Annotated in this window: 23 protein-coding genes and 1 tRNA gene; 6 read left to right on the top strand and 18 right to left on the bottom strand. The window is 63.6% G+C overall.

Annotated elements, in window-relative coordinates; genetic code table 11:
• The 3 genes from I3253_RS17265 to I3253_RS17255 form a co-directional block, all read right to left on the bottom strand.
• On the bottom strand, nt 1-825 hold an 825-nt coding region (locus tag I3253_RS17265), incomplete at its 3' end, for an Arm DNA-binding domain-containing protein (protein WP_197919066.1).
• A 141-nt stretch (nt 826-966) separates the two neighbouring features.
• Nucleotides 967-1042: transfer RNA gene (locus I3253_RS17260), tRNA-Thr, on the bottom strand.
• Nucleotides 1043-1094: 52 nt separating this feature from the next.
• A complete protein-coding gene (locus I3253_RS17255; RefSeq protein WP_197919065.1) occupies nt 1095-2753 on the bottom strand; it encodes an ABC transporter permease in 1659 nt (552 codons plus the stop codon).
• An 89-nt stretch (nt 2754-2842) separates the two neighbouring features.
• Between I3253_RS17255 and I3253_RS17250 the strand changes: the two genes are divergently transcribed.
• A complete protein-coding gene (locus I3253_RS17250; RefSeq protein WP_197919064.1) occupies nt 2843-3718 on the top strand; it encodes a hypothetical protein in 876 nt (291 codons plus the stop codon).
• 30 nt (nt 3719-3748) lie between these two features.
• Here I3253_RS17250 and I3253_RS17245 read toward each other — a convergent pair whose 3' ends face one another.
• Entirely contained in the window at nt 3749-4438 is a 690-nt protein-coding gene (locus I3253_RS17245) for an HAD family hydrolase (protein ID WP_197919063.1), read from the bottom strand.
• An 80-nt stretch (nt 4439-4518) separates the two neighbouring features.
• Complete coding sequence (locus I3253_RS17240) at nt 4519-4803, bottom strand: DUF3572 domain-containing protein (protein ID WP_197919062.1); 285 nt, start codon at nt 4801-4803, stop codon at nt 4519-4521.
• Between the two features lie 81 nt (nt 4804-4884).
• On the opposite strand from I3253_RS17240, the gene I3253_RS17235 reads away from it, so the two are divergent.
• Nucleotides 4885-6285, top strand: coding sequence for a diguanylate cyclase (locus I3253_RS17235; RefSeq protein ID WP_197919061.1), 1401 nt, complete (start codon nt 4885-4887; stop codon nt 6283-6285).
• 7 nt (nt 6286-6292) lie between these two features.
• Here I3253_RS17235 and I3253_RS17230 read toward each other — a convergent pair whose 3' ends face one another.
• The 4 genes from I3253_RS17230 to I3253_RS17215 form a co-directional block, all read right to left on the bottom strand.
• A complete protein-coding gene (locus I3253_RS17230) occupies nt 6293-6793 on the bottom strand; it encodes a periplasmic heavy metal sensor (protein ID WP_197919060.1) in 501 nt (166 codons plus the stop codon).
• Between the two features lie 9 nt (nt 6794-6802).
• Nucleotides 6803-7165, bottom strand: a complete 363-nt coding sequence (locus tag I3253_RS17225) for a dihydroorotate dehydrogenase (RefSeq protein ID WP_197919059.1) — start codon at nt 7163-7165, stop codon at nt 6803-6805.
• Nucleotides 7158-7742 carry an RNA polymerase sigma factor gene (locus I3253_RS17220; protein ID WP_197919058.1) on the bottom strand — a complete coding sequence of 195 codons (585 nt, stop codon included), beginning with the start codon at nt 7740-7742 and terminating at the stop codon, nt 7158-7160. The genes I3253_RS17225 and I3253_RS17220 overlap by 8 nt, the downstream gene beginning before the upstream one ends.
• A gap of 77 nt (nt 7743-7819) precedes the next feature.
• Nucleotides 7820-8329: an EF-hand domain-containing protein gene (locus I3253_RS17215; RefSeq protein WP_197919057.1), complete on the bottom strand. Its 510-nt coding sequence runs from the start codon at nt 8327-8329 to the stop codon at nt 7820-7822.
• A gap of 219 nt (nt 8330-8548) precedes the next feature.
• Between I3253_RS17215 and I3253_RS17210 the strand changes: the two genes are divergently transcribed.
• Nucleotides 8549-8941, top strand: coding sequence for a DUF983 domain-containing protein (locus I3253_RS17210; protein ID WP_197919056.1), 393 nt, complete (start codon nt 8549-8551; stop codon nt 8939-8941).
• Nucleotides 8942-8964: 23 nt separating this feature from the next.
• Nucleotides 8965-9669: an NUDIX hydrolase gene (locus I3253_RS17205; RefSeq protein ID WP_197919055.1), complete on the top strand. Its 705-nt coding sequence runs from the start codon at nt 8965-8967 to the stop codon at nt 9667-9669.
• Between the two features lie 46 nt (nt 9670-9715).
• Here I3253_RS17205 and I3253_RS17200 read toward each other — a convergent pair whose 3' ends face one another.
• Genes I3253_RS17200 through I3253_RS17190 form a run of 3 tightly spaced genes read right to left on the bottom strand, consistent with a single transcriptional unit; the run spans nt 9716 to nt 11743 of the window.
• Nucleotides 9716-10615 carry an EamA/RhaT family transporter gene (locus I3253_RS17200; RefSeq protein WP_197919054.1) on the bottom strand — a complete coding sequence of 300 codons (900 nt, stop codon included), beginning with the start codon at nt 10613-10615 and terminating at the stop codon, nt 9716-9718.
• Between the two features lie 20 nt (nt 10616-10635).
• Nucleotides 10636-11544: a fatty acid desaturase gene (locus tag I3253_RS17195; RefSeq protein ID WP_197919053.1), complete on the bottom strand. Its 909-nt coding sequence runs from the start codon at nt 11542-11544 to the stop codon at nt 10636-10638.
• Entirely contained in the window at nt 11537-11743 is a 207-nt protein-coding gene (locus I3253_RS17190) for a DUF2061 domain-containing protein (protein WP_197919052.1), read from the bottom strand. The genes I3253_RS17195 and I3253_RS17190 overlap by 8 nt, the downstream gene beginning before the upstream one ends.
• Before the next feature lie 113 nt (nt 11744-11856).
• On the opposite strand from I3253_RS17190, the gene I3253_RS17185 reads away from it, so the two are divergent.
• Nucleotides 11857-12714, top strand: a complete 858-nt coding sequence (locus tag I3253_RS17185; protein ID WP_197919051.1) for a helix-turn-helix domain-containing protein — start codon at nt 11857-11859, stop codon at nt 12712-12714.
• A gap of 65 nt (nt 12715-12779) precedes the next feature.
• On the opposite strand, the gene I3253_RS17180 is transcribed toward I3253_RS17185, so the two are convergent.
• From I3253_RS17180 to I3253_RS17160, 5 genes are read right to left on the bottom strand one after another with little or no spacing between them, the layout of a single operon-like run.
• Complete coding sequence (locus I3253_RS17180; RefSeq protein ID WP_197919050.1) at nt 12780-13538, bottom strand: SDR family oxidoreductase; 759 nt, start codon at nt 13536-13538, stop codon at nt 12780-12782.
• The gene (locus I3253_RS17175; RefSeq protein WP_197919049.1) at nt 13535-15007 is read right to left on the bottom strand and encodes a carnitine 3-dehydrogenase; all 1473 of its coding nucleotides are present in this window, start codon (nt 15005-15007) and stop codon (nt 13535-13537) included. Before I3253_RS17175 ends, I3253_RS17180 begins: the two co-directional genes overlap by 4 nt.
• Nucleotides 15008-15011: 4 nt before the next feature.
• Nucleotides 15012-15416 (bottom strand): hypothetical protein, encoded by a 405-nt coding sequence (locus I3253_RS17170; protein ID WP_197919048.1) that lies wholly within the window; start codon nt 15414-15416, stop codon nt 15012-15014.
• Nucleotides 15417-15458: 42 nt separating this feature from the next.
• On the bottom strand, nt 15459-15770 hold the full coding sequence (locus I3253_RS17165; protein WP_197919047.1) for a DUF1330 domain-containing protein: 312 nt from the start codon (nt 15768-15770) through the stop codon (nt 15459-15461).
• Nucleotides 15771-15792: 22 nt separating this feature from the next.
• Nucleotides 15793-16704 carry a BKACE family enzyme gene (locus I3253_RS17160; RefSeq protein WP_197919046.1) on the bottom strand — a complete coding sequence of 304 codons (912 nt, stop codon included), beginning with the start codon at nt 16702-16704 and terminating at the stop codon, nt 15793-15795.
• A 78-nt stretch (nt 16705-16782) separates the two neighbouring features.
• On the opposite strand from I3253_RS17160, the gene I3253_RS17155 reads away from it, so the two are divergent.
• Complete coding sequence (locus tag I3253_RS17155; protein WP_197919045.1) at nt 16783-17760, top strand: GlxA family transcriptional regulator; 978 nt, start codon at nt 16783-16785, stop codon at nt 17758-17760.
• Between the two features lie 64 nt (nt 17761-17824).
• Here the strand turns inward: I3253_RS17155 and I3253_RS17150 are convergent, their stop codons facing one another.
• On the bottom strand, nt 17825-19273 hold the full coding sequence (locus I3253_RS17150; protein ID WP_197919044.1) for a cobyric acid synthase: 1449 nt from the start codon (nt 19271-19273) through the stop codon (nt 17825-17827).
• Between the last annotated feature and the right edge of the window lie 4 nt (nt 19274-19277).

Raw genomic sequence — 19277 nt, 5'->3', positions numbered from 1 at the left:
CGTTTCGCCATCTCGTATCCCTCCAAAAAGTTCGGGATACACCTTAGCTAACTGTCCGGATTTCCGGGACCACTTCAAAGTGATCTTCCAGCACAGGCGGATATGCTCATTCGGGATTTCTTCGATCTCATCCCAGCGGTCCTCCCATGGGACTTGCATATCGAGTTTGCCCGTCTCGACGCGCGACCGCATCTTGGTGCCTTCCAGCAGCGACGGGATCGGCAGAGCAAGGGCGCAGAGCTTGTTGATGAAACGTACCGTGGCCCCGGCCACCGTTGCCGCGACGTGGGCGGCGTTCGGACGCGTGATCTGCACCGCGTTCAGGTATTGATTGATTTCAAGGATCGGCAACCTGTCCACATGCACGTCCGCCCATTGCGCCAGATGCTTGTTGAACGTCGCGCGGTAGTCCTTGGCCGTTGTCTCCATCATCCGCGCTTTGCCTGACTGCCTGCTGGTAGTGCGGTGTTCGATGAACTGTTCAAGAGCCTCGCGAAACGTCGGCAGCGCGTTGGCCTGCTCGACCGCCTCCTTCGCCCGTGTCTCGGCCTTGTTCAAGACGTCGCCCGACACGATGCCATGCGCGACAAGGCCACGCTGATCCTTCGCCCATTTGCAGTGCGTCACCTTCGACGCCCATTGGGCGAGCTTGACCGAGCGCACTTTGTTCGCTGTCGGATCCCACTTGTTGACGTACCAAGTCTTGACGCCGGTCTTTGTCACACAAAGGCGCAAGCCTTTCTGCTCAGGGTCTGTGTACCAGACGGTCTTGTCCGGTGTCGGAATCGCGCCGACGTTGGTGTCGGTGAATTTGATATGGGGCATTCTTGAAATCCTTGTAATGGCCTTCGCGTTACAAGGTTCATGTTATGTTCTAATCACACTCAAACCCAACCACAGATTGCGCAAGCACCTCATTTCATTGAGGTAATTGCTTTGAAACTCGGTGTTTAGCTGGTGTTTAAATGGTGCCCCCACACGGACTCGAACCGCGGACCTACTGATTACAAATCAGTTGCTCTACCAGCTGAGCTATAGGGGCACTGCGCACGCGATTTACGGCGAATGCGCCCTGTTCGCAAGTGCAAATTTCCCTATCGGTTGGCGCGTGCCAAAAGCCCCACCGCGACCAGTCCGACCAGTACGATCATGACCGCGCCCGGGCTGGCATCGCCCAGGTTCTCCAGGCTGGCCTGATCATGCACACGCGTCGCCAGCGTGTCGAAGTTGAACGGGCGCAACAGCATCGTGGCGGGCAACTCCTTGACGCAGTCAACGAAGACCAGCAACAGCGCCGACCCGACCGAGCTGCGGATCAGCGGGTAATACACCTCGATCAAGGTCTGCCATCTGGTCCGCCCCAACGAACGTGCCGCCATGGCCAGACTGGGCGAAACGCGCCCCATGGCGCCGTCTGCCGCGCCCTGGGCAATCGCAAAGAAACGCACGCTGTAGGCCAGCACCAGTGCAAAGCTCGATCCGGTCAGAATCAGCCCGACACGCCCGCCAAAGACAGCCTCTATCGCGTTGGCCAGCCGGTGATCCAAAGCCGCCAGCGGGATCAGGATACCCACGGCCAACACCGCCCCGGGCGCGGCATATCCGATTGTGGTCAGAGGCAACAACAGCCTGGGCAGGCTACGTCCGGACAGACGCACACCATACACCATGAACACCCCGGCCAACACCGTCACCACGGCCGCGATGCCGCCCACGCGCACCGTGTTCCACAAAGCGCGCAACAAGGCAGGGTCGCTCCATTTGTCTGCATTTTCCAGGGCATAGCTCAGGATCACGCTGAACGGCAGAACAAACCCCACGGCAAACGGGATCAGGCAGACGGTCGTGGCGCCCCAGCCCCATATCCCGTGCAATTGCGTACGAGTCGGCGGGCGGTGGCGGGTGGACAGGCTGAAAAACTGAATCTTGCGCCGCGAGGTCTTTTCCAGCGTGACCAGCAGGATCACCAGCATCAGCACCACGGTCGCGATCTGCGCCGCCCCACCGGCATTGTTGCTTTCCAGCCAGACGCTGAAAATGCCCGTTGTCAGGGTTTGCACGGCAAAATAGTCGACCGTCCCGAAATCATTGACCGTTTCCATCATCACGATAGCCGATCCCGCGGCGATGGCGGGTCGCGCCAGCGGCAGGCCGATCCGCCAGAACCGCGCAACAGCGCCCGCCCCCAACGAGCGCGCCACCTCCTCGCCCTCGCCCGATTGTTCGCGATATGCCGCGCGTGACAGGATATAGACATACGGAAACAGCGCCGCCGACAACACGATCACCGCCGCTCCCATGGAACGAATTTCAGGGAACCAGTAATCGCGCGCGGTTTGCCAGCCGAACAAAGACCGCAGCCCGGTCTGTACCGGGCCGGCATATTCCAGGAAGTCGACCAGGGCATAAGCCCCCACATAGGCCGGGATCGCCAAGGGCAACAACAGCGCCCACTGGATCCAGCCGACACCGGGAAACCGGTAACGCGCGACCAGCCAGGCCGCACCGGCCCCCATGCTGGCCGCAAGCCCCCCGACCGACAGCATCAGGACAACCGTGTTCCACAAATAGCGCGGAAGCGTCGTAGCCATGAGATGCGGCCAGATATTATCGGCCGGATTCAGCGCCATCCAGAACACAACAAGTATCGGCGCGACCACGATTCCCGCGATGATCGCGGCGCCGGCGGACCACGGGCTGAAGCTCGGGCGCGGCCATGCGGCGGGACGGGAAGATGTCTCTGACGGTTTCATTGCAACCCATCTGCCTGAATCTGGTTTCACTGTCCAGAAACGAAGGTATAATGGCACCCGGACACTCAAAGAAAACAGACAAAAATCTCATGCAGGTCGCCCTCCACGTCGGAGCCCATTTCACTGATGACGACAAACTGCTCGGAAGCCTCGGAAAAAACACCGGGCTTCTGGAAAGACATGGCGTTGCCCTGCCGCCACCGTCCTCCTACCGGCGCCAGATCCGCGAGCTTCTGAATGTCGACAAGGGCAGCCTGCCCTCACCGGGTGCGCGCGACAAGATCATCGCCGCAATGCTGGGCGATGCCAAACCCGACCGCATCGTGCTGTCCAACAGCAATTTCTTTGCGGTGCCCCGCGCCGCGATCCGCGAAGACCGGCTATATCCCCAGGCCGAGGAAAGGCTCAGCTATTTTGCCGAACTGATGCAGCCCGACCAGTTGGAAATCCTGTTGGCGATCCGGGATCCGGCCACGTTTCTGCCCGCCATCGTCAATGGCAGCCCGGTGGAAACCATTGAAGAGGCCACGGACGGATCGGTTCCGATGTCGCTGCGCTGGTCGGAACTGATCTTGCGAATCCGCGAGGCGCTGCCGCATGTCCCCGTCACGGTCTGGTGCAACGAGGACACGCCGCTGATCTGGGAAGAGGTCATGCGCGAGATGGCCGGGCTGGATCCGATCGCCTGCCTTGACGGGGGCAACGACCTGCTGCGGGATATCATGTCGCCCGAGGGCCTGGCCCGGTTCGATGCCTATCTTGCAAGCCATCCCGGCCTGACAGAGGTCCAGAAACGTCGGGTGATTGCGGCCTTTCTGGACAAGTTCGCGCTCGAGGACGAACTGGAGGAAGAGCTTGATCTGCCCGGATGGACAGAAGATCTCGTCGAGGCGTTGACCGAAGCCTATGACGAGGACGTGTTCCAGATCGAACGCATCCCGAGCGTCACCCTGATCACCCCCTGAGCCGTGCGCACGCGCTCGGCGCGCACGGGGTCACTCTGTCAGCCAGGCCGTCATATGTCCGATATCCGGCAGGACCACATCGGCATGAGGGGCCAACTCCCCGGCTTCGGCCATTCCCGTCAGCACAGCAACCGTCTGCATCCCGGCCCGGCGCCCTGCGATCAGGTCATGGGTGCTGTCGCCAACCATCACCACACGTGCCGGGCGCAACTTGTGCAGGTCCGCAAAGGCCAGAAGCGGCGCCGGATCGGGCTTGGCGCCATAGCCGCTGTCAAATCCGGCGATGAAATCGAAATGCGACTCGACCCCGGCCGACTTCAACTGCGCCCTCGCAGAAAACTCTGAATCATTGGTCATGACCCCCAGCCGCAGCCCCCGCGCGGCCAACCCGTCCAGAAAAGGCACCAGCGGCACTGGCGGCACCAGCGGCGCAACCGCGGCATCCTGCATCAGCCGTTGCTCGATAAGGTCCACGTCGGCTCCCGGCATCACCCGCGCAACCGCCTCGGCCGCTTCGCGGTTGGTCCCGGCGATGACAAAGCTCTCGGGTCGGAAACTGCCCGCATCCAGATCGAACACCAGCGCATCGGCAATCGCACGCGCCAGGCTGTCATCGCCGTTGGCAAATCCCCGGATCATCCCGCCGGCCCATACATTCCATGTGGCCGCGAAATCAAACAGCGTGCCGTCCTTGTCAAACAATATCCCGTCCGCGCGCATCCTCTGCCCTTCCCGCCCTTTGCCTGTGACCCTGCCCTGCCCGGCGCCCTGACACAAGCAGGTCGCGCCACATGCCCGGCTCAGGTCCAGTGCGTGCGCCCTGCCCCTAGCAGAACCTGCGCCGCCAGCATCGGCTGTTCATAAGCCATGTTGCCGGCATCGCAGAACGCCATGACCCAGGCATCATTCAACGTCAGGAACTCCAGAACCGAGCCCAGGAACTCTGCCTCCCCCGCCCGGGCGCGCAGATCAGCCTCGCTTGCCCCGGTCGCGCCCAGGAACACCGGCAGCAACTCATCATTGGAGACCAGCCAGGCCAGGGCCTGCAACGCCAGAGTTTCGGCGGCTTCGGGAGACAGGGACATTTTTCAGGGCTTTCGCAATCTTTTCTTAACCAATGCGCATACAAACTGAAGCAACCCTTTGGCAAGCATCCAGGTACACCCATGGCCGGCCGCATTCTCATCGTCGACAGCGTCGCTACCAATCGCATCGTTCTCAAGGTCAAGCTGGCCTCGGCCTTTTACCATGTGGAACAGGCCTCAAACGGGGCCGACGCGATTGCAGAGATGGCCCGCAACCCACCGGCGATCGTCCTTTTGGGCGGCGCCTTGCCCGACATGACCGTCCAGGCGTTTTGCCGGCGATTGCGCATGCAGGACGGTGGCGCCCAAACGCCCGTCATCATCGTTGCAGAGGCCCCGACACGCGCCGCGCGGCTGGATTTCCTCCAGGCCGGTGTTGACGACGTGATCAGCCGCCCGCAAGACGACGCGGTGCTGCTTGCCCGTATCCGAAGCCTGCTGCGCAATCGGGACGCGATCGAGGAACTGCGCGTGCGCGATACTGCCGCCCGCGCCCTGGGTTTTGCCGAACCACCCCCCGATTATGAGGCACCCGCGTCGGTGGCCTTCGTGACCGGATCGGCCGAACAGGGGGTGCGCTGGCGTAGCCTCCTACAGGCCATATCCCCTGGCCAGATGCGCCAGCACTCCCTTGGGGACGCCCTGCGCAACCTGTCCAAATGCCCGCCGCCCGATGCCTTTGTCATCGCGCTGCAATCCAACGCCCCGGAAGAGGCGCTGCGCTTCCTGGCCGAAATCCGTGCCCGTTCGGCCACCCGCAAATCCGCAGTTCTTGTGGTGCAGGACCACGCTGACCCCGCCACCAGCATCGACGCCCTTGACCTGGGCGCCAATGATGTCATGCCAAGGGGGTTCGACCCCGAGGAGGCCGCATTGCGTCTGGCGGCGTTGATCCGGCGCAAACGTCTGGCCGATCGGCTGCGTCAAAACCTGCATGATGGGTTGAATGCAGCTGTGACAGACCCGCTTACCGGGCTGCACAACCGCCGCTTTGCGCTGCCGCAACTTGCCCGCATCGCCCGCCAGTCGGGCACCATGGGGACCAATTTCGCCGTCATGGTGGCCGATCTGGACCATTTCAAGGATGTCAATGACCGCTATGGCCATGTTGCCGGCGATGTTGTCCTGGCGGAAATCGCACGCCGGATGCGCGCCACCTTGTCGGATGCCGACCTGATCGCGCGCATCGGGGGCGAGGAGTTCCTGATCGTCGTACAGGGCGCAGACCGGCACGACGCCCGTGCCGTGGCCCGCCGCCTGTGTGCGGCGGTCCGCGCCGCTCCGGTCTATCTCCAGGGGCGCGACATACAGATCCCCGTGACCGTCAGTATCGGGGTCGCCATGGGCGATGCGCTGCGCCAGGAGGAGTGCGCCTCGCCCGACAGCACCGCTTCGGATCTCCTGGATCTGGCGGATCAGGCGCTGTACGGGGCCAAGGCGCATGGCCGGGACCAGGTCACGCTCGGCCGGCCCGCGGCCTGACTCTCCCTCAATCCCTTTTGCCCGGCTTTTTGCGCCCCGACTTTCGCAAAGTGGCTTCCAGCCGATCGGCATAGATAGCGCGTTCCGCATCGCTCATGGCCGCAACTCGCTCGATCCAAAGCTGTTCCGCCAGATCCCGGCGCCGCGCGCCGTTGCGGGCCTGGCTTTCCACTTCCGCCGACAAGGCGCCCGTGTCCAGGGGCGTGGCGCGCAACAGGGCCAGCACGCGTTCATGGCCGCGCCGGTCCGCCTCGCGGTCGATTTCAGCTGCGCGGTAAGCGCGCCGGATCGCCTTGCTCAATGCCCGCCTGTCCTCGACATCCAACGCCCGCGCAAATGGCGAGCCCACGCTTTCCGGCCCGGAGCGCCTGTCGCCGCCACCCCAGACATGGCCGATCACCGCACCGCCGACCACTCCGAAAACCAGCAGGTTCAGCCCCAAGGACCCGATCAGAATCAGCCGAAAACGCCGGCTCACGCGGGTCCGTGTCTTGCTCTCTTCCGTCATCCGATCCCCCTAATCCACCAGAAACGCATAGCTTTGATCCATATCCGCCAGTACCGATTCCTGTCCCAGCGACAGCAGGTCGCTGCCCAGTTCGCCACCGATCAGCCCAGCGGACCCGGCGACACCGATCCACACACCCACTAGCGCCGCCGTCGCCAGCCCGGCCACCGAAGGCCAGCCGCCCAACAACGTGACAAATCGGCGCCAACCGCGTGGACGCGCCGCTTCCAGGATCCGTGGCGCCGGTTGCAGGGCTTCGGCATCCGCAAGCACCCGCGCCAGAAGAGCCGGGGAAACAGGTGCCTCCGCATTCCTCCGGGCCTCGGCGAACAATTCGTCGAGCATCGCATTCGTCTGTTCCATATCAGCCATCCGCATACCCCAAAGCTTCGCGCTGCCCGGCCAGTTCGGCCGCCAGCGCCCGTTTCCCGCGCGCCGTCAGGCTTTCCACAGCCTCGACGCTGATCTCCATGATCCCGGCAATCTCAGGATTGCCCAATCCCTCTATGTGGCGCAACACCACCGCCTGACGCTGACGGTCCGACAATCTGTTCAAGGCCGCCTGCAACGCATCCATCCGCGCCTGTTCCTGCAAGCTTTCCACCGGTCCACGCGCGTCGTCTTCGGGTTCGGCCACCGCGTCCAACGCAATCCCGCGCACCTTGCGCAACCGGTCGGTGCACAGGTTGGCCACAACACGATACAGCCAGGTTGTGACCTTGGCCTCACCCTGCCGCCAATCCGGGGCGATCCTCCACAGCCGGATCATCGCCTCCTGTGCCACGTCTTCGGCTTCGGCCCGATCACCCAGCATCCTGTAGGCATGAGAAAACACCCGCGGCGTCAACCGCACCGTCAAAGCACGCGCTGCCGCCGCGTCGCCATTGGCATAAAGAACCAAAAGCGCCTCGTCGGGCGTGTCTTCCTGAGAGTCATAGGGCATGTCCATAACGTCCGATGGCTAGCCTTTTGCGAACAGCGATGCAATTGGCGGCGGGCACCCGTCGGCACCCGCCGTCACCTGGATCAACCCTCGTCAGAGCCGGATTTTGGCCCCTTGCGCATCCCCTTGCGATGCTCGCGAATCTTGTCACGCGCGGCCTCGAATTCGGTTTTCGAGATCTTGCCGTCCCCGTCGGTATCGGCGCGCTCGAACATTTTCGCCGAGCGATCCTTGCGCGGCGCCATCTCGTCCGGGCTCAGCACACCATCCCCATTGGAATCACGGCGTTCGATCATCTTGCCGGCCTTCCCGGCAGCGCGGTCCTGCATCCGCTTCAGCGTCGCCGCCTCCAGCTCGTCGGCGCTCAGCACGCCGTCACCATTGCTGTCGGACGCCGCAAACCGCGCGGCCGCGTGCGCCGCCATGTCGTCCTCTGTCACAAAGCCATCGCCGTCGAGATCCAGCTCCTCAAAGGTGATGCGCGGTTCCTGCGGGCCACGCATCTTGCCGCCCTGCTCCTTGGCATTGGCGGCAAACGCGGTCACGCTGATTGCGGCAACGACGACACCGGTGATGAAAAGGTTACGTTTCATGTGTCAACTCTCCTATTGCCAGAACATCCTGTCCTGCTCGTCAAACCCGGCCTCTTGCCCGATTTATGAAACTGAAACGCACCAGCCCCGCCATTCCGTCGCAAAAATATTTGCCCCGACGCAGGCACATTTTTTGCGACATCGGGACGCAAGGCGTTTTGCACCCTTTAATTATGCGGTAATTGATCACATCTTGGCCGGGCACCAGCGAGGGACCCGATGAACACCATGACCGCCACAGCGGAAGACCGCCCCCTATGGCCGGCCCTGATCAAGGGGTGGCGGCGCAGATGCCCAAATTGCGGCAACGGCCCGATACTCAAGGGCTATCTCAAGGTGCGCGATCACTGCCCGGTGTGCCGCGAGGATCTGACACCCCAGCGCGCCGATGACGGACCCGCCTATCTGACGATCCTGATCGTCGGCCACCTGATGGCACCTTTGCTGCATTTCGTTTTTGTCACCTGGCGTCCCGAGCCGTTGATCCTGTTCACGATTTTTGCGGTTGGCGCGGTGGCCTTGTCGCTTTACCTTCTGCCCAGACTGAAAGGGGCGGTTGTCGCGTTTCAATGGGCGCGGCGCATGTACGGGTTCTCCGGCACCGGCGCCTGACCCACATCCGGCAGGGAGCAGACATGACCCAGGACAAGACCGCCATTCGCGACGCGGCCACCGTGATCGTCCTGCGCGACCGGCTCCGCGATCCGCATATCCTCATGGGCCAGCGCGGCGCCCAGGCCGCCTTCATGCCCAACAAGTTCGTGTTTCCCGGTGGCGCCGTCGACCGCGAGGATGCCGACATTCCGCTGGCCGCGCCCCTGCCGACAGTCTGCCGCGACCGGCTGTGCGAAAATGCCGATCCCGCATTGGCGCATCCACTTGGTGTCGCGTGTATCCGCGAATTGTGGGAAGAAACCGGGCTGATCCTTGGCACGCCGGGACATTGGCAAAACGCCCCGCCCGCCGATTGGCAGACCTACGCCGCCACCGGCCATGTCCCCACGGCCCACCCGCTACAGTTCGTCTTTCGCGCCATCACCCCGCCGGGCAGACCGCGCCGGTTCGACGCGCGTTTTTTCCTGCTTGATGCCGGTGAAATCGCCTCTGACCTTGATGATTTCTCCGCCGCCTGCGACGAGCTTTCGCACCTGCAATGGATCCCGCTGCAAAAAGCGCGGGAATTCGACCTGCCCTTCATTACCGAGGTGGTTCTGGCCGAAATTGCCGGTCGCGTGAACGACACCGCCCCCCCGGAAAACGTGCCCTTCTTTCGCAATGACGAGGAAGAAAGCCTGTTTCTCCGACTCAAGGGCCGCACGCCTTCGCCGCAAGACGAATGACGCGCCCCGGACCCCGGGCGCTATGCGGGCCGTCAGGCGGCGCATCTCAGGCCAACAGAATCAGCCCCAGGATCGACACCGCCAGCAGGGCGATACCGGAATACTCGCGCCCGCTGATTTTCTCGCGGAAAATCAGCACCGTTCCCAGAATGCCAAAGATCAGCTCGATCTGACCAACCGCCTTCACATAGGCCGCATTCTGCAAAGTGAATGCCGTGAACCAACAAAACGTCCCCGCCATGCTGGTCAAGCCGATGAATCCGGCGCCGCGCCAGGCCGCCAGGACGCGGCCGATCTCTCCGGGCTGACGCCACGCCAGCCACAGGGACATGCCGACAAGCTGCATTGACGTGACCACCGCCAGCGTCACCAGCGCCCGCAACAGCGCCGCATCCGTCGCCACCCCAAGCGATGCGGCCCGGTAACTCACGGCCGACACACCGAACAACGCCCCCGCCCCCAGCCCCAAAGCCGCCGACGGGCTCAGGAACCGCCGCCAGCCGTCACCGCCCTCCAGCGGCCCCGACAGCACCAGCACCCCGGCCACCCCCACCACGATCGCGCCCAGCCCGGCCCCGCTTACCCCCTCTCCCAGAACGGCAAGACCGATCAGAACCGTCAGCAGCACTTCGCTCTTGATGAATGTCATGCCCACGGCAAGGTTGCGGCGCCCGAACAGCATCACGGTGCAAACCGTTGCCGCGATCTGCGCCGCGCCGCCAATGGCGCCATAGATCCAGAACCCCGCACCGGGCCAGCTCAGACCGGGGCGCATCGTGATCACGACCACGCCCAGGATCAGCACCGCCAGCGGCGCCGAATAAACAAACCGCGCAAACGTGGCGCCACCCGCCGACAGCGCCACGCGTGCCAGATGTTTTTGCAACATGAACCGCACCGATTGAAACAGCGCGGCCGCGACCGAGGCGACAATCCAAAGCTCCATGCCGCCTTAGTGACCTCCGGTTACGGTTTTGGCCAGAGCGGATGCGGCACCGGATCCTTGCGCTGCATCAGATAGCGCCGGAAGACCTCGCCATAGGATCGAAAATAATAGCCGTCATTGCGTGACAGGTACCGCGACCGGTTCTCGCGGAACAGTTTCGGCAGGCGGTACCACGGCATACGCGGGTGCATGTGGTGCACCACATGCAGGTTGTTGTTCAGAAATATCCACGCCAGCGGGCCGCGATCCTCGATGATCACCGTACGCCCGCGCGCGCGCTCATGGGCCTGGTGCTCCAGATAGGTGCGGATTTTCAGGATCGAAAGCCCCATATAGGCTGACAGTAAATACGCCCAGACCGGCAGGCTGGACACTGCCAACATCCACCAGACTGCCGGAACCAACGCCGGAATGTGCCATAGCCAGCCTTTCAGCACTGCCCGGTCGCCGCTCCGGATCGCCGCCCAATCGGCCCGCATAAAGGCTTCCTGCGCTATCAGCGGACCGATCAACAGGCGCCCAGCCAACGTGTTGTTGAAATTCAGAACGGCCCGGCGCCACACCGGCAGCCGCACCCAGACCGCCGGATCCTGATAGTTGCTCTCGGGATCGTCATAGGGGTCGGTCAACACCGAATCCAGGTGGTGCGCCAGATGCGTATCCCGAAACCGGACATAGGGTATGGCCAACCCGACGGCCGGAAATACCAGCGCCTCGCTGGCCAGTCGCGAACGGAACGGATGGCCATGCAGCACCTCATGTGACAACGAGGAATGCAAGGCAATCGCCAATGTCGTCACCACAATTCCCGCCGGCACCCACCATGCCGCCAGCCAGACGGTCCCGGCAACAAATGCACCGTAACACACCACCAGCAGCGCCAGTGTCGGCCACTCGACCAAAGCCGCCGATTTGCGCGGATCAGCCATGCGCCCGCCCCCAGCGAATACGCGCCCAGATACGTTCGTAAACGATATACAGCGTAAAACCGATCGCCGTGTTGATGACCGCAAGCATCCCCCCCATGGTCGCAGACCCGGTGGCCAAAAGCCCGACGATGCTCATCACGAAAAGCCCGATCCCGTTCCAGATCACGGCCTTGAGCACTGATCGTCCCCGCGTTTCCATATCGCCTCCCGATATCGGTTTGTCTTGATCACGGTCTTGGTATCGCCCACGTGCCGTGTACGGAATTCTGAATATGATTAACAAAATTCGACAAAGGTGATATATATCACCACATGAATGAAATTATCGACAAACGCTCGCGCGCCACGCGGTTTCGCCAAAGACTGGCCGCCGCCATGCAGGCCCAGAACACAACCCAAAGCGCGCTGGCACGGCGCATCGGCGTGGACCGCTCGACCGTGTCGCAACTGCTCAAGGACGATGGCGCGCGCCTGCCCAACGCCCAGGTGGTGGGCGAATGCGCCTCGGCCCTTGGCGTGTCCGCCGACTGGCTGCTCGGCCTCACCGACCGCCCCGAAAGCGCCGCCGACATCCTGGCCAACTCGCTCACCGTCACCGCCGCCCCCCGCGCCCTGGTCGACGAACAGATCTTTCACTGGCACCAGGAAGCCGCCGGATACAAGATCCGCCATGTCCCGGCCAGCCTGCCCGACATGCTCAAGTCAGACGAGTTGCTGGTCTGGGAATACGCCCCGCAACTGGGCCGCACCACCGAACAGGCCATCAACGCATCGCGCGACCGCCTGACCTGGATGCGGTCCTCGCAATCGGACTACGAGATCGCCCTGCCCCGCCACGATATCGAAAGCTTCGCCCGCGGCACCGGCTATTATCACGGCCTCCCCGCCACGATCCGCCGCCAACAACTCGACATGTTCGCCGATCTCACATCCCAGCTTTACCCGCGCCTGCGCCTCTACCTGTTCGACGCGCACCGCCTGTTCTCAAGCCCGATCACGGTCTTCGGCCCCCTGCTTGCGGTGCTCTACCTCGGGCGCAATTATCTTGCCTTTCGCGATACCGAACGCGTCGCCGCCTTTACCGACCATTTCGACGAGCTGGTTCGCCAGTCCGACATCACCGCCCGCCAGTTCCCTGATCATATCGAAAACCTCAAGACACTGATCTGACCCCGGCTTCTTTTGGCCGGAAATATCCCGGGGGAGTCGCCCCCGGGCGACGGGGGCAGCGCCCCCTATACTTTCGGATCCGGGTTCACCGTGAACCCGTCCACCGCGATCACCTGCCCACTTACCAGCCGCGCCGCGTCCGAGGCCAGAAACACCGCCATCCCCGCCACGTCCCCCGCCTCGACAAAAGATCCCATCGCCGTGCCCCCGGCATAACCGGCATAAACCTCGTCGCGCGTCATGCCCTTGGACGCGGCCTCCCGTTCCAGCACAGCCTCCATCCGCGGTCCCTCCACCGCGCCCGGGCAGATCACGTTGGCGCGTACACCAAATGGCCCCAGTTCCATCGCCAATGTCCTGGTCAGCCCGATCACCGCCCATTTCGCCGCCGCATAGGGCGCGCGATACGGATAGCCATATTGCCCCGCCGTCGAACTGGTCACGATGATCGCCCCCGCCCCCGCCGCCTTCATCATGGGCGCGGCATGTTTCACAGTCAGAAACGCACCATCCAGGTTCACCGCGACACACGCCCGCCAATCCTGCAAGGATACCTCTTCAACCGGCGCGGTCGGCCCGGCCACACCGGCATTTACGCAAACCGCATCCAGCCCGCCCCACGCCGCAGCGATCTCCTGAAAAAGCGCCGCAACCGATGCCTCATCCGTTACATCCGCCACGCTGGCCCGCCACCTGTGCGGCACCGCCCCCACCGCTTCGGCATCCAGATCGCCAATCCAAACCCGCCACCCGGCCGCGTCAAACGCCTCGCCCATGGCGCGCCCGATCCCTGCCGCGCCGGCCGTGATCAGCACCCGCTTCATCGCGGTTGCCCCACATACCGTCCCACTCCGTCCGGCGCGGGTAGCCCGGCCTGCGCGTCGCTCAGCATCTTCAGGTTGGCGGCGATCTCGTCACCTGGCGGCGACGGGCGGCGCGTCGCAAGGCTGACATGGATCAGGACATGCTCCGCCGTCGCCAACAGCCTGTCGCCCGAATACATCTCGTGCCACAGATGCATCTTCTTGCCCTCGCCCTTCAATACCCGCGTCCGCATTTCGATCGGCGCCCCAAGCCGCGCCTCGTCAATATGGCGGATATGGGTCTCGGCGGTGAAATAGCTCCCCCCCGTCGCGATGTAATCCCGATCGCAGCCAATGATCTCCATCATCCGGTCGCTGGCATCGGCAAACGCATGCAGATAGCGGAACTCGGTCATATGCCCGTTATAGTCCAGCCAGTCCACCGGCACCGTGCGCCGCCCCGTCACCACCGGTTGCGCGGGGTCGGCAATATCGGCGGCGCGGCGCACCATGCCCGCCTCTGCCGACAGCCGCGCATCATGCGCGTTCAACACCGCACCCGACGCCCAGTCCTGCGCCTTGAGCGCGCGCATCATCGACACAAGGTTGTCATCACGAATACGTTCCATCTCGCGGATACTCATATGGCCCGATTGCGCATCCGACTGCCCGGCGATCAGATCCACCAGATCCTCGGTGAATTCCGGCACATCCGTCAGCCGTGTCCAGGGCCATTCCAGCGCCGGACCAAACTGGGCCATGAAATGCTTCATGCCCGCCTCGCCACCCGCCACGCGATACGTGTCAAACAGCCCCATCTGCGCCCAGCGAATGCCAAACCCCATGCGGATCGCCTCATCGATCTCTTCGGTCGTGGCCACGCCATCCTTGACCAGCCACAGCGCCTCGCGCCACACCGCCTCAAGAAACCGGTCCGCGATATGGGCGTCGATCTCCTTGCGCACCAAAAGCGGAAACATGCCCAGCCCGGTCAGAATCTCCCTGGCGCGCGCCACCACCTCCGGCGGGTTCCTGTCGGTCGGCACCAGTTCGACCAGCGGCATCAGGTAAACCGGATTGAACGGATGCGTCACCACGATCTGCCCGGGCCGTGTCGCACAGCCCTGCAATTCGCCTGGCTTGAACCCGCTGGTCGACGACCCCAGAATGGCCCCCGGATCACAATGCTCCTGCAAGGTCTGGTACACTTTGCGTTTCAGCTCAAGCCGTTCCGGAACACTTTCCTGAATCCAGTCCGCCCCCTGCACTGCCGCCGACAGGCTGTCGTGAAAACTCAACGCGCCCTCGGGCGGCAAGGCCACATCGCTCAGCCCCGGCAACGAGCGGCGCGCATTGCCCAACACTTCGCCGATCTTGCGCCGCGCCTCCGGGTCGGGGTCAAACACACGCACATCCCACCCGTTCAGCAGGAACCGCGCCGCCCAGCCGCCGCCGATGACGCCGCCACCAATTATCGCTGCCACACCCATCGTATCAGCCCTTCTTCTCACAGCGGACCAGATTTGCGGTCACGCCCGTTTCATCCAGGATCAACAGCCGGTCCTCATATGTAACAAGGAATATCTGCGACTGCCGATACGCATACCCGGCATCCAGGCACGCCGTTTCAACGGCCCAGCTGTTGCCAACCCCGGTCGCGCGTACAGCCTCCACCTCGCAGCTCCACTCGATCCCGAAAAACCCGTCCCGCCCGTACCAGTCCGGGGTCTCGTCCCCGACCTCTCCGGCCCGGGCGCACCACGCCGCATTGCCGCTCCAGTACCCTTCCCAAAGCGGCGCCTCTCCGGCGACGGCGGCGCCCGCCAACAAAAGTGCCCAAAACCCCAAACCGCACCGATGCAATACCGACGCAATACCGACGTGATAACGACGTGACATTTCTGCCTCCCTCCGCGGCGCCCCGCGCCCCGCATTGCCCACTCAGCCTTCCGGCCGGACAGGCGAAATCCCCTCCACGATCACCAGGTTGGTGCGGGCGGTCTGATGCCGAATCCGGGCCAGTTCCACATATTCCGGATCACTGTGCCACGCCTGTGCCGACGCCTTGTCCGGGAATGCCATAATCACGGTTTTCGGAAAGGCCCAACTGCCTTCCAGAACAGTCGTTTCCGCGGCACTGGTTGCCAGCAACGTCCCGCCATGTCTGGAAAAACTTGGCATGAAACCATCCAGATAGGCGCGGTAGCGTTCCGGGTCGTGAATGTCGAGTTGCCCGATGACGTAAACGGTCATGTGTTCTTGCTCCCCTGTCGCATTATCCCTTTGGCGTGCGCTTTTTCAGCCCCAGCCTGGCGCGCACATCCTCTGGCCCGATCACCCGCGCCCCCATGTTTTCAATGATGGTCTGGGCCCGCTCCACAAGCTGCCAGTTCTGCGCCAGCGCGCCCTTGCCCAGCCACAGATTGTCTTCCAGGCCAACCCGCACATTGCCCCCCGCCAGCACCGCCGCCGCGACATAGGCCATCTGGTTACGGCCCAGCGAAAACGCGCTGAACGTCCAGTCATCCGGCACATTGTTGACCATTGCCATGAAGGTGTTGAGGTCGTCCGGCGCACCCCACGGCACCCCCATGCACAGTTGAACCAGCGCCGGGCTGTCCAACACCCCGTCCTTCACAAGCTGCCTGGCATACCAAAGATGACCGGTGTCAAAGGCCTCGATCTCGGGCTTGACCCCCAGAGCCGTCATCATTTGTCCCATCGCAACCAACATGCCCGGCGTGTTGGTCATCACGTAATCGGCTTCGGCGAAATTCATCGTGCCGCAATCCAGCGTACAGATTTCCGGCAGGCACTCGGCCACATGCGCCACCCGTTCGCTGGCGCCCACCATGTCGGTGCCATCGCGCACCGGAAACGGCGCCTCGACCCCGCCGAACACTATATCCCCACCCATGCCGGCAGTCAGGTTCAGCACCACATCCGTATCGCTGTCACGCACCCGGTCCGTCACTTCGCGATACAGCGCCAGATCCCGGCTGGGCGCGCCGGTCTCGGGATCTCGCACATGACAATGTACGATCGCCGCCCCCGCCTTGGCCGCCGCGATCGCGCTGTTTGCGATCTGTTCAGGCGAGCGTGGTACATGCGGGCTGCGATCCTGCGTGCTGCCCGATCCGGTCACGGCACAGGTGATGAAAATCTCGCGATTCATTTCCAACGGCATGTCGATTCCTTTCCCCGCGTTTGTTTCAGTATTCCCCGACTTGCCCCGAACTACTTTTCGATTTACGAAACAATGTTGATGAAAAACGAAAAAACCGTCTTCACGCCCAGCTCCCGGCCGCTCGACACCGCGCTGCTGGTGTTTGACGATTGCAACACGCTCAGCTTTGCCGCCGCCGTCGATCCCATGCGCGCCGCCAACCGCCGCGCGGGCAAGCCTCTGTTTCATTGGGCATTTTACACCCCGTCCGGAAGCCCCGCCCAGTTGACGAGCGGTCTCGAGGTTGCCGGCGCGTCCATCGCCGATCTGGCACGATGCGATCTCCTGATCATCGTCGCCGGTTTCCGGCTTCGCGAACATGCTACACCGCGTCTCTTGGCCAGCCTGCGCCGCTTGGCCCGGCTCGGCACCCCCATGGCCGCCATCGACGGCGGCGCCTGGCTCCTGGCCAGCGCCGGGTTGCTCGACGGGCACATGGCCACAACTCACTGGGAAGACCTCGACATATTCGCCTCGCGCTTTCCACAGGTCGACACCCGCCGCGACCGTTTCTGCCTGTCCGGCCCCTACGCCACCAGCGGCGGCGCCGCGCCCTGTATCGACATGATGCTGCACCTCATCGCCACCCGGTACGGCGCCGATCTCTCCCGCCGTGTCGGCAGCGCATTCCTCTATGATCCGGTTCCCGCCGGACAACAAAGCCCAGGCTCCACACCCCGCCCCCTGCGCCACAATACCCGGATCGCGCGCGCGATCGACCTCATGGAAACCACGCTGGACGATCCCCTGCCGCTGCCGGAAATCGCGCGCCGGTGCGGCATGACGCTGCGCACGCTTCAATTGCGCTTTCAAAAGACCCTTGGGCAATCGCCCAATTCCTACTACCTGTCGCTGCGCCTGGCCGAGGCCCATCGCCTTGCGATCGATACCCACATGCCCGCCCGCGACATCGCCCTGGCCACGGGATTTTCCTCACCGGCAAGCTTCGCCCGCGCCTTCCGCGCCGCCTACGCCACCTCCACGCGCGCCCTGCGCAAATCCCGCACCACGCCCTGATCTTCATTTTGCCAAAAATACTCCCGCCGGAGGCGCCCGCCCGGGCGGCACTCACCTCGCGCGTTTACCGGGCGACCCCCAGAATCGCATCCACATCCAGATGCCGCTCGACATGTGCCGCCAGCGCATCCAACACCGCCTCCACTGTCGCGTCATAGCCCGCGGCCCCCGCCGTGGCGCCCAGATCCGCCAGCCAGGCCGCGCGAAACCCGTCATCGCGGAACATGCCATGCAAATAGCTCCCGGCCACCCGCCCATCCGCGCGGACAGCCCCCTCATCGCGCCCGTCAACCCGCGCAAAGGGCCGCGCCCGGTCCGCCCCGTCCGTGCGTCCAATGTGGATTTCATAACCATGAAACCCGCAGCCCGTGGCCACATGCACCGCACGCGCTTCCGTCAGCCGCTTGTCCGCTGTCATCCTCGTTTCCACGTCCAGCAAGCCCAGCCCCTCAGTGTCGCCAGCCGGCCCCTCGCTCCCGTCCGGGTCACAGACCTTGCGACCAAGCATCTGATATCCCCCACAAATCCCAAGAACATGTCCGCCCCTGCGCAAATGCGCCGCGATGTCCACGTCCCACCCCTGAGCCTTCAGGAATGCCAGATCGCCACGGGTCGATTTGCTGCCCGGAATGATCACCACGTCGGTATCGCCAGGCAAGGCCTGCCCCGCCCGCAACATGGTCAGACTGACCCCCGGCTCCTGCGCCAGAGGGTCCATATCGTCGAAATTGGCGATCCGCGACAGGCCCAGACAGACCACCTTCAATCCGCCCTCACGCTTGGCATTCGCCATGTCAAGCGCGTCCTCGGCGGGCAGCTTCCAGGCATCAGCGAAATAAGGCAGCACGCCAAAACCGCGCCAGCCGGTCCGCGCCTCGATCAGCGCATACCCGTCGTCAAACAGGCCGGGATCTCCGCGAAACTTGTTGATCAGGAACCCCTTGACCAGCGCGCCATCCGCCGCATCCATCACCGCCTGCGTCCCGATGATCTGCGCGATCACCCCGCCCCGATCGATATCTCCGGCCAGAACAACCGGCACATTCGCCGCGCGCGCAAACCCCATATTTGCGATGTCGCCTGCGCGCAGATTCACCTCGGCCGGGCTGCCCGCCCCTTCGACAATCACCAGATCGTTGCATGATTTCAAACGGTTGAAGCTCTCCTGCACGGCGCCCATCAACTGCGGTTTAAGCCTGGCATACTCCCGCGCCTTCGCCGTGGTCAGCCGTTTTCCCTGCACCACCACCTGCGCGCCCACATCGGTTTCCGGTTTGAGCAGCACCGGGTTCATGTCCACGCTCAACGCCTTGCCGCAGGCCAGTGCCTGCAAGGCCTGCGCCCGCCCGATTTCGCCGCCATCGCTGGTGACGGCCGCATTGTTGGACATGTTCTGCGGCTTGAACGGCGCCACCGAAAGCCCCCGGCGCAGGGCCGCACGGCACAGGCCCGCCACCAGCATGGACTTGCCCACATTCGAGCCCGTCCCCTGGATCATCACCGCACGTCCCATGCGC

This window comes from Thiosulfatihalobacter marinus (assembly GCF_016019955.1).
In the GTDB taxonomy this organism is placed as follows: domain Bacteria; phylum Pseudomonadota; class Alphaproteobacteria; order Rhodobacterales; family Rhodobacteraceae; genus Shimia; species Shimia marinus_A.
Note: the sequence above shows the minus strand (reverse complement) of the source record. Positions and strands in the feature narration are given on the sequence as shown.

Bases quoted from the DNA above. Each gene is read 5' to 3' on its own strand.
- I3253_RS17245 (WP_197919063.1), bottom strand. From the start codon at position 4,438: ATGCGCGCGGACGGGATATTGTTTGACAAGGACGGCACGCTGTTTGAT.
- I3253_RS17175 (WP_197919049.1), bottom strand. From the start codon at position 15,007: ATGGGTGTGGCAGCGATAATTGGTGGCGGCGTCATCGGCGGCGGCTGG.
- I3253_RS17225 (WP_197919059.1), bottom strand. From the start codon at position 7,165: ATGGCTGATATGGAACAGACGAATGCGATGCTCGACGAATTGTTCGCC.
- I3253_RS17220 (WP_197919058.1), bottom strand. From the start codon at position 7,742: ATGGACATGCCCTATGACTCTCAGGAAGACACGCCCGACGAGGCGCTT.
- I3253_RS17190 (WP_197919052.1), bottom strand. From the start codon at position 11,743: ATGGAAACGCGGGGACGATCAGTGCTCAAGGCCGTGATCTGGAACGGG.
- I3253_RS17170 (WP_197919048.1), bottom strand. From the start codon at position 15,416: ATGTCACGTCGTTATCACGTCGGTATTGCGTCGGTATTGCATCGGTGC.
- I3253_RS17195 (WP_197919053.1), bottom strand. From the start codon at position 11,544: ATGGCTGATCCGCGCAAATCGGCGGCTTTGGTCGAGTGGCCGACACTG.
- I3253_RS17160 (WP_197919046.1), bottom strand. From the start codon at position 16,704: ATGCCGTTGGAAATGAATCGCGAGATTTTCATCACCTGTGCCGTGACC.
- I3253_RS17210 (WP_197919056.1), top strand. From the start codon at position 8,549: ATGAACACCATGACCGCCACAGCGGAAGACCGCCCCCTATGGCCGGCC.
- I3253_RS17235 (WP_197919061.1), top strand. From the start codon at position 4,885: ATGGCCGGCCGCATTCTCATCGTCGACAGCGTCGCTACCAATCGCATC.
- I3253_RS17215 (WP_197919057.1), bottom strand. From the start codon at position 8,329: ATGAAACGTAACCTTTTCATCACCGGTGTCGTCGTTGCCGCAATCAGC.
- I3253_RS17205 (WP_197919055.1), top strand. From the start codon at position 8,965: ATGACCCAGGACAAGACCGCCATTCGCGACGCGGCCACCGTGATCGTC.
- I3253_RS17230 (WP_197919060.1), bottom strand. From the start codon at position 6,793: ATGACGGAAGAGAGCAAGACACGGACCCGCGTGAGCCGGCGTTTTCGG.
- I3253_RS17240 (WP_197919062.1), bottom strand. From the start codon at position 4,803: ATGTCCCTGTCTCCCGAAGCCGCCGAAACTCTGGCGTTGCAGGCCCTG.
- I3253_RS17155 (WP_197919045.1), top strand. From the start codon at position 16,783: ATGAAAAACGAAAAAACCGTCTTCACGCCCAGCTCCCGGCCGCTCGAC.
- I3253_RS17180 (WP_197919050.1), bottom strand. From the start codon at position 13,538: ATGAAGCGGGTGCTGATCACGGCCGGCGCGGCAGGGATCGGGCGCGCC.
- I3253_RS17185 (WP_197919051.1), top strand. From the start codon at position 11,857: ATGAATGAAATTATCGACAAACGCTCGCGCGCCACGCGGTTTCGCCAA.
- I3253_RS17200 (WP_197919054.1), bottom strand. From the start codon at position 10,615: ATGGAGCTTTGGATTGTCGCCTCGGTCGCGGCCGCGCTGTTTCAATCG.
- I3253_RS17165 (WP_197919047.1), bottom strand. From the start codon at position 15,770: ATGACCGTTTACGTCATCGGGCAACTCGACATTCACGACCCGGAACGC.
- I3253_RS17150 (WP_197919044.1), bottom strand. From the start codon at position 19,273: ATGGGACGTGCGGTGATGATCCAGGGGACGGGCTCGAATGTGGGCAAG.
- I3253_RS17255 (WP_197919065.1), bottom strand. From the start codon at position 2,753: ATGAAACCGTCAGAGACATCTTCCCGTCCCGCCGCATGGCCGCGCCCG.
- I3253_RS17250 (WP_197919064.1), top strand. From the start codon at position 2,843: ATGCAGGTCGCCCTCCACGTCGGAGCCCATTTCACTGATGACGACAAA.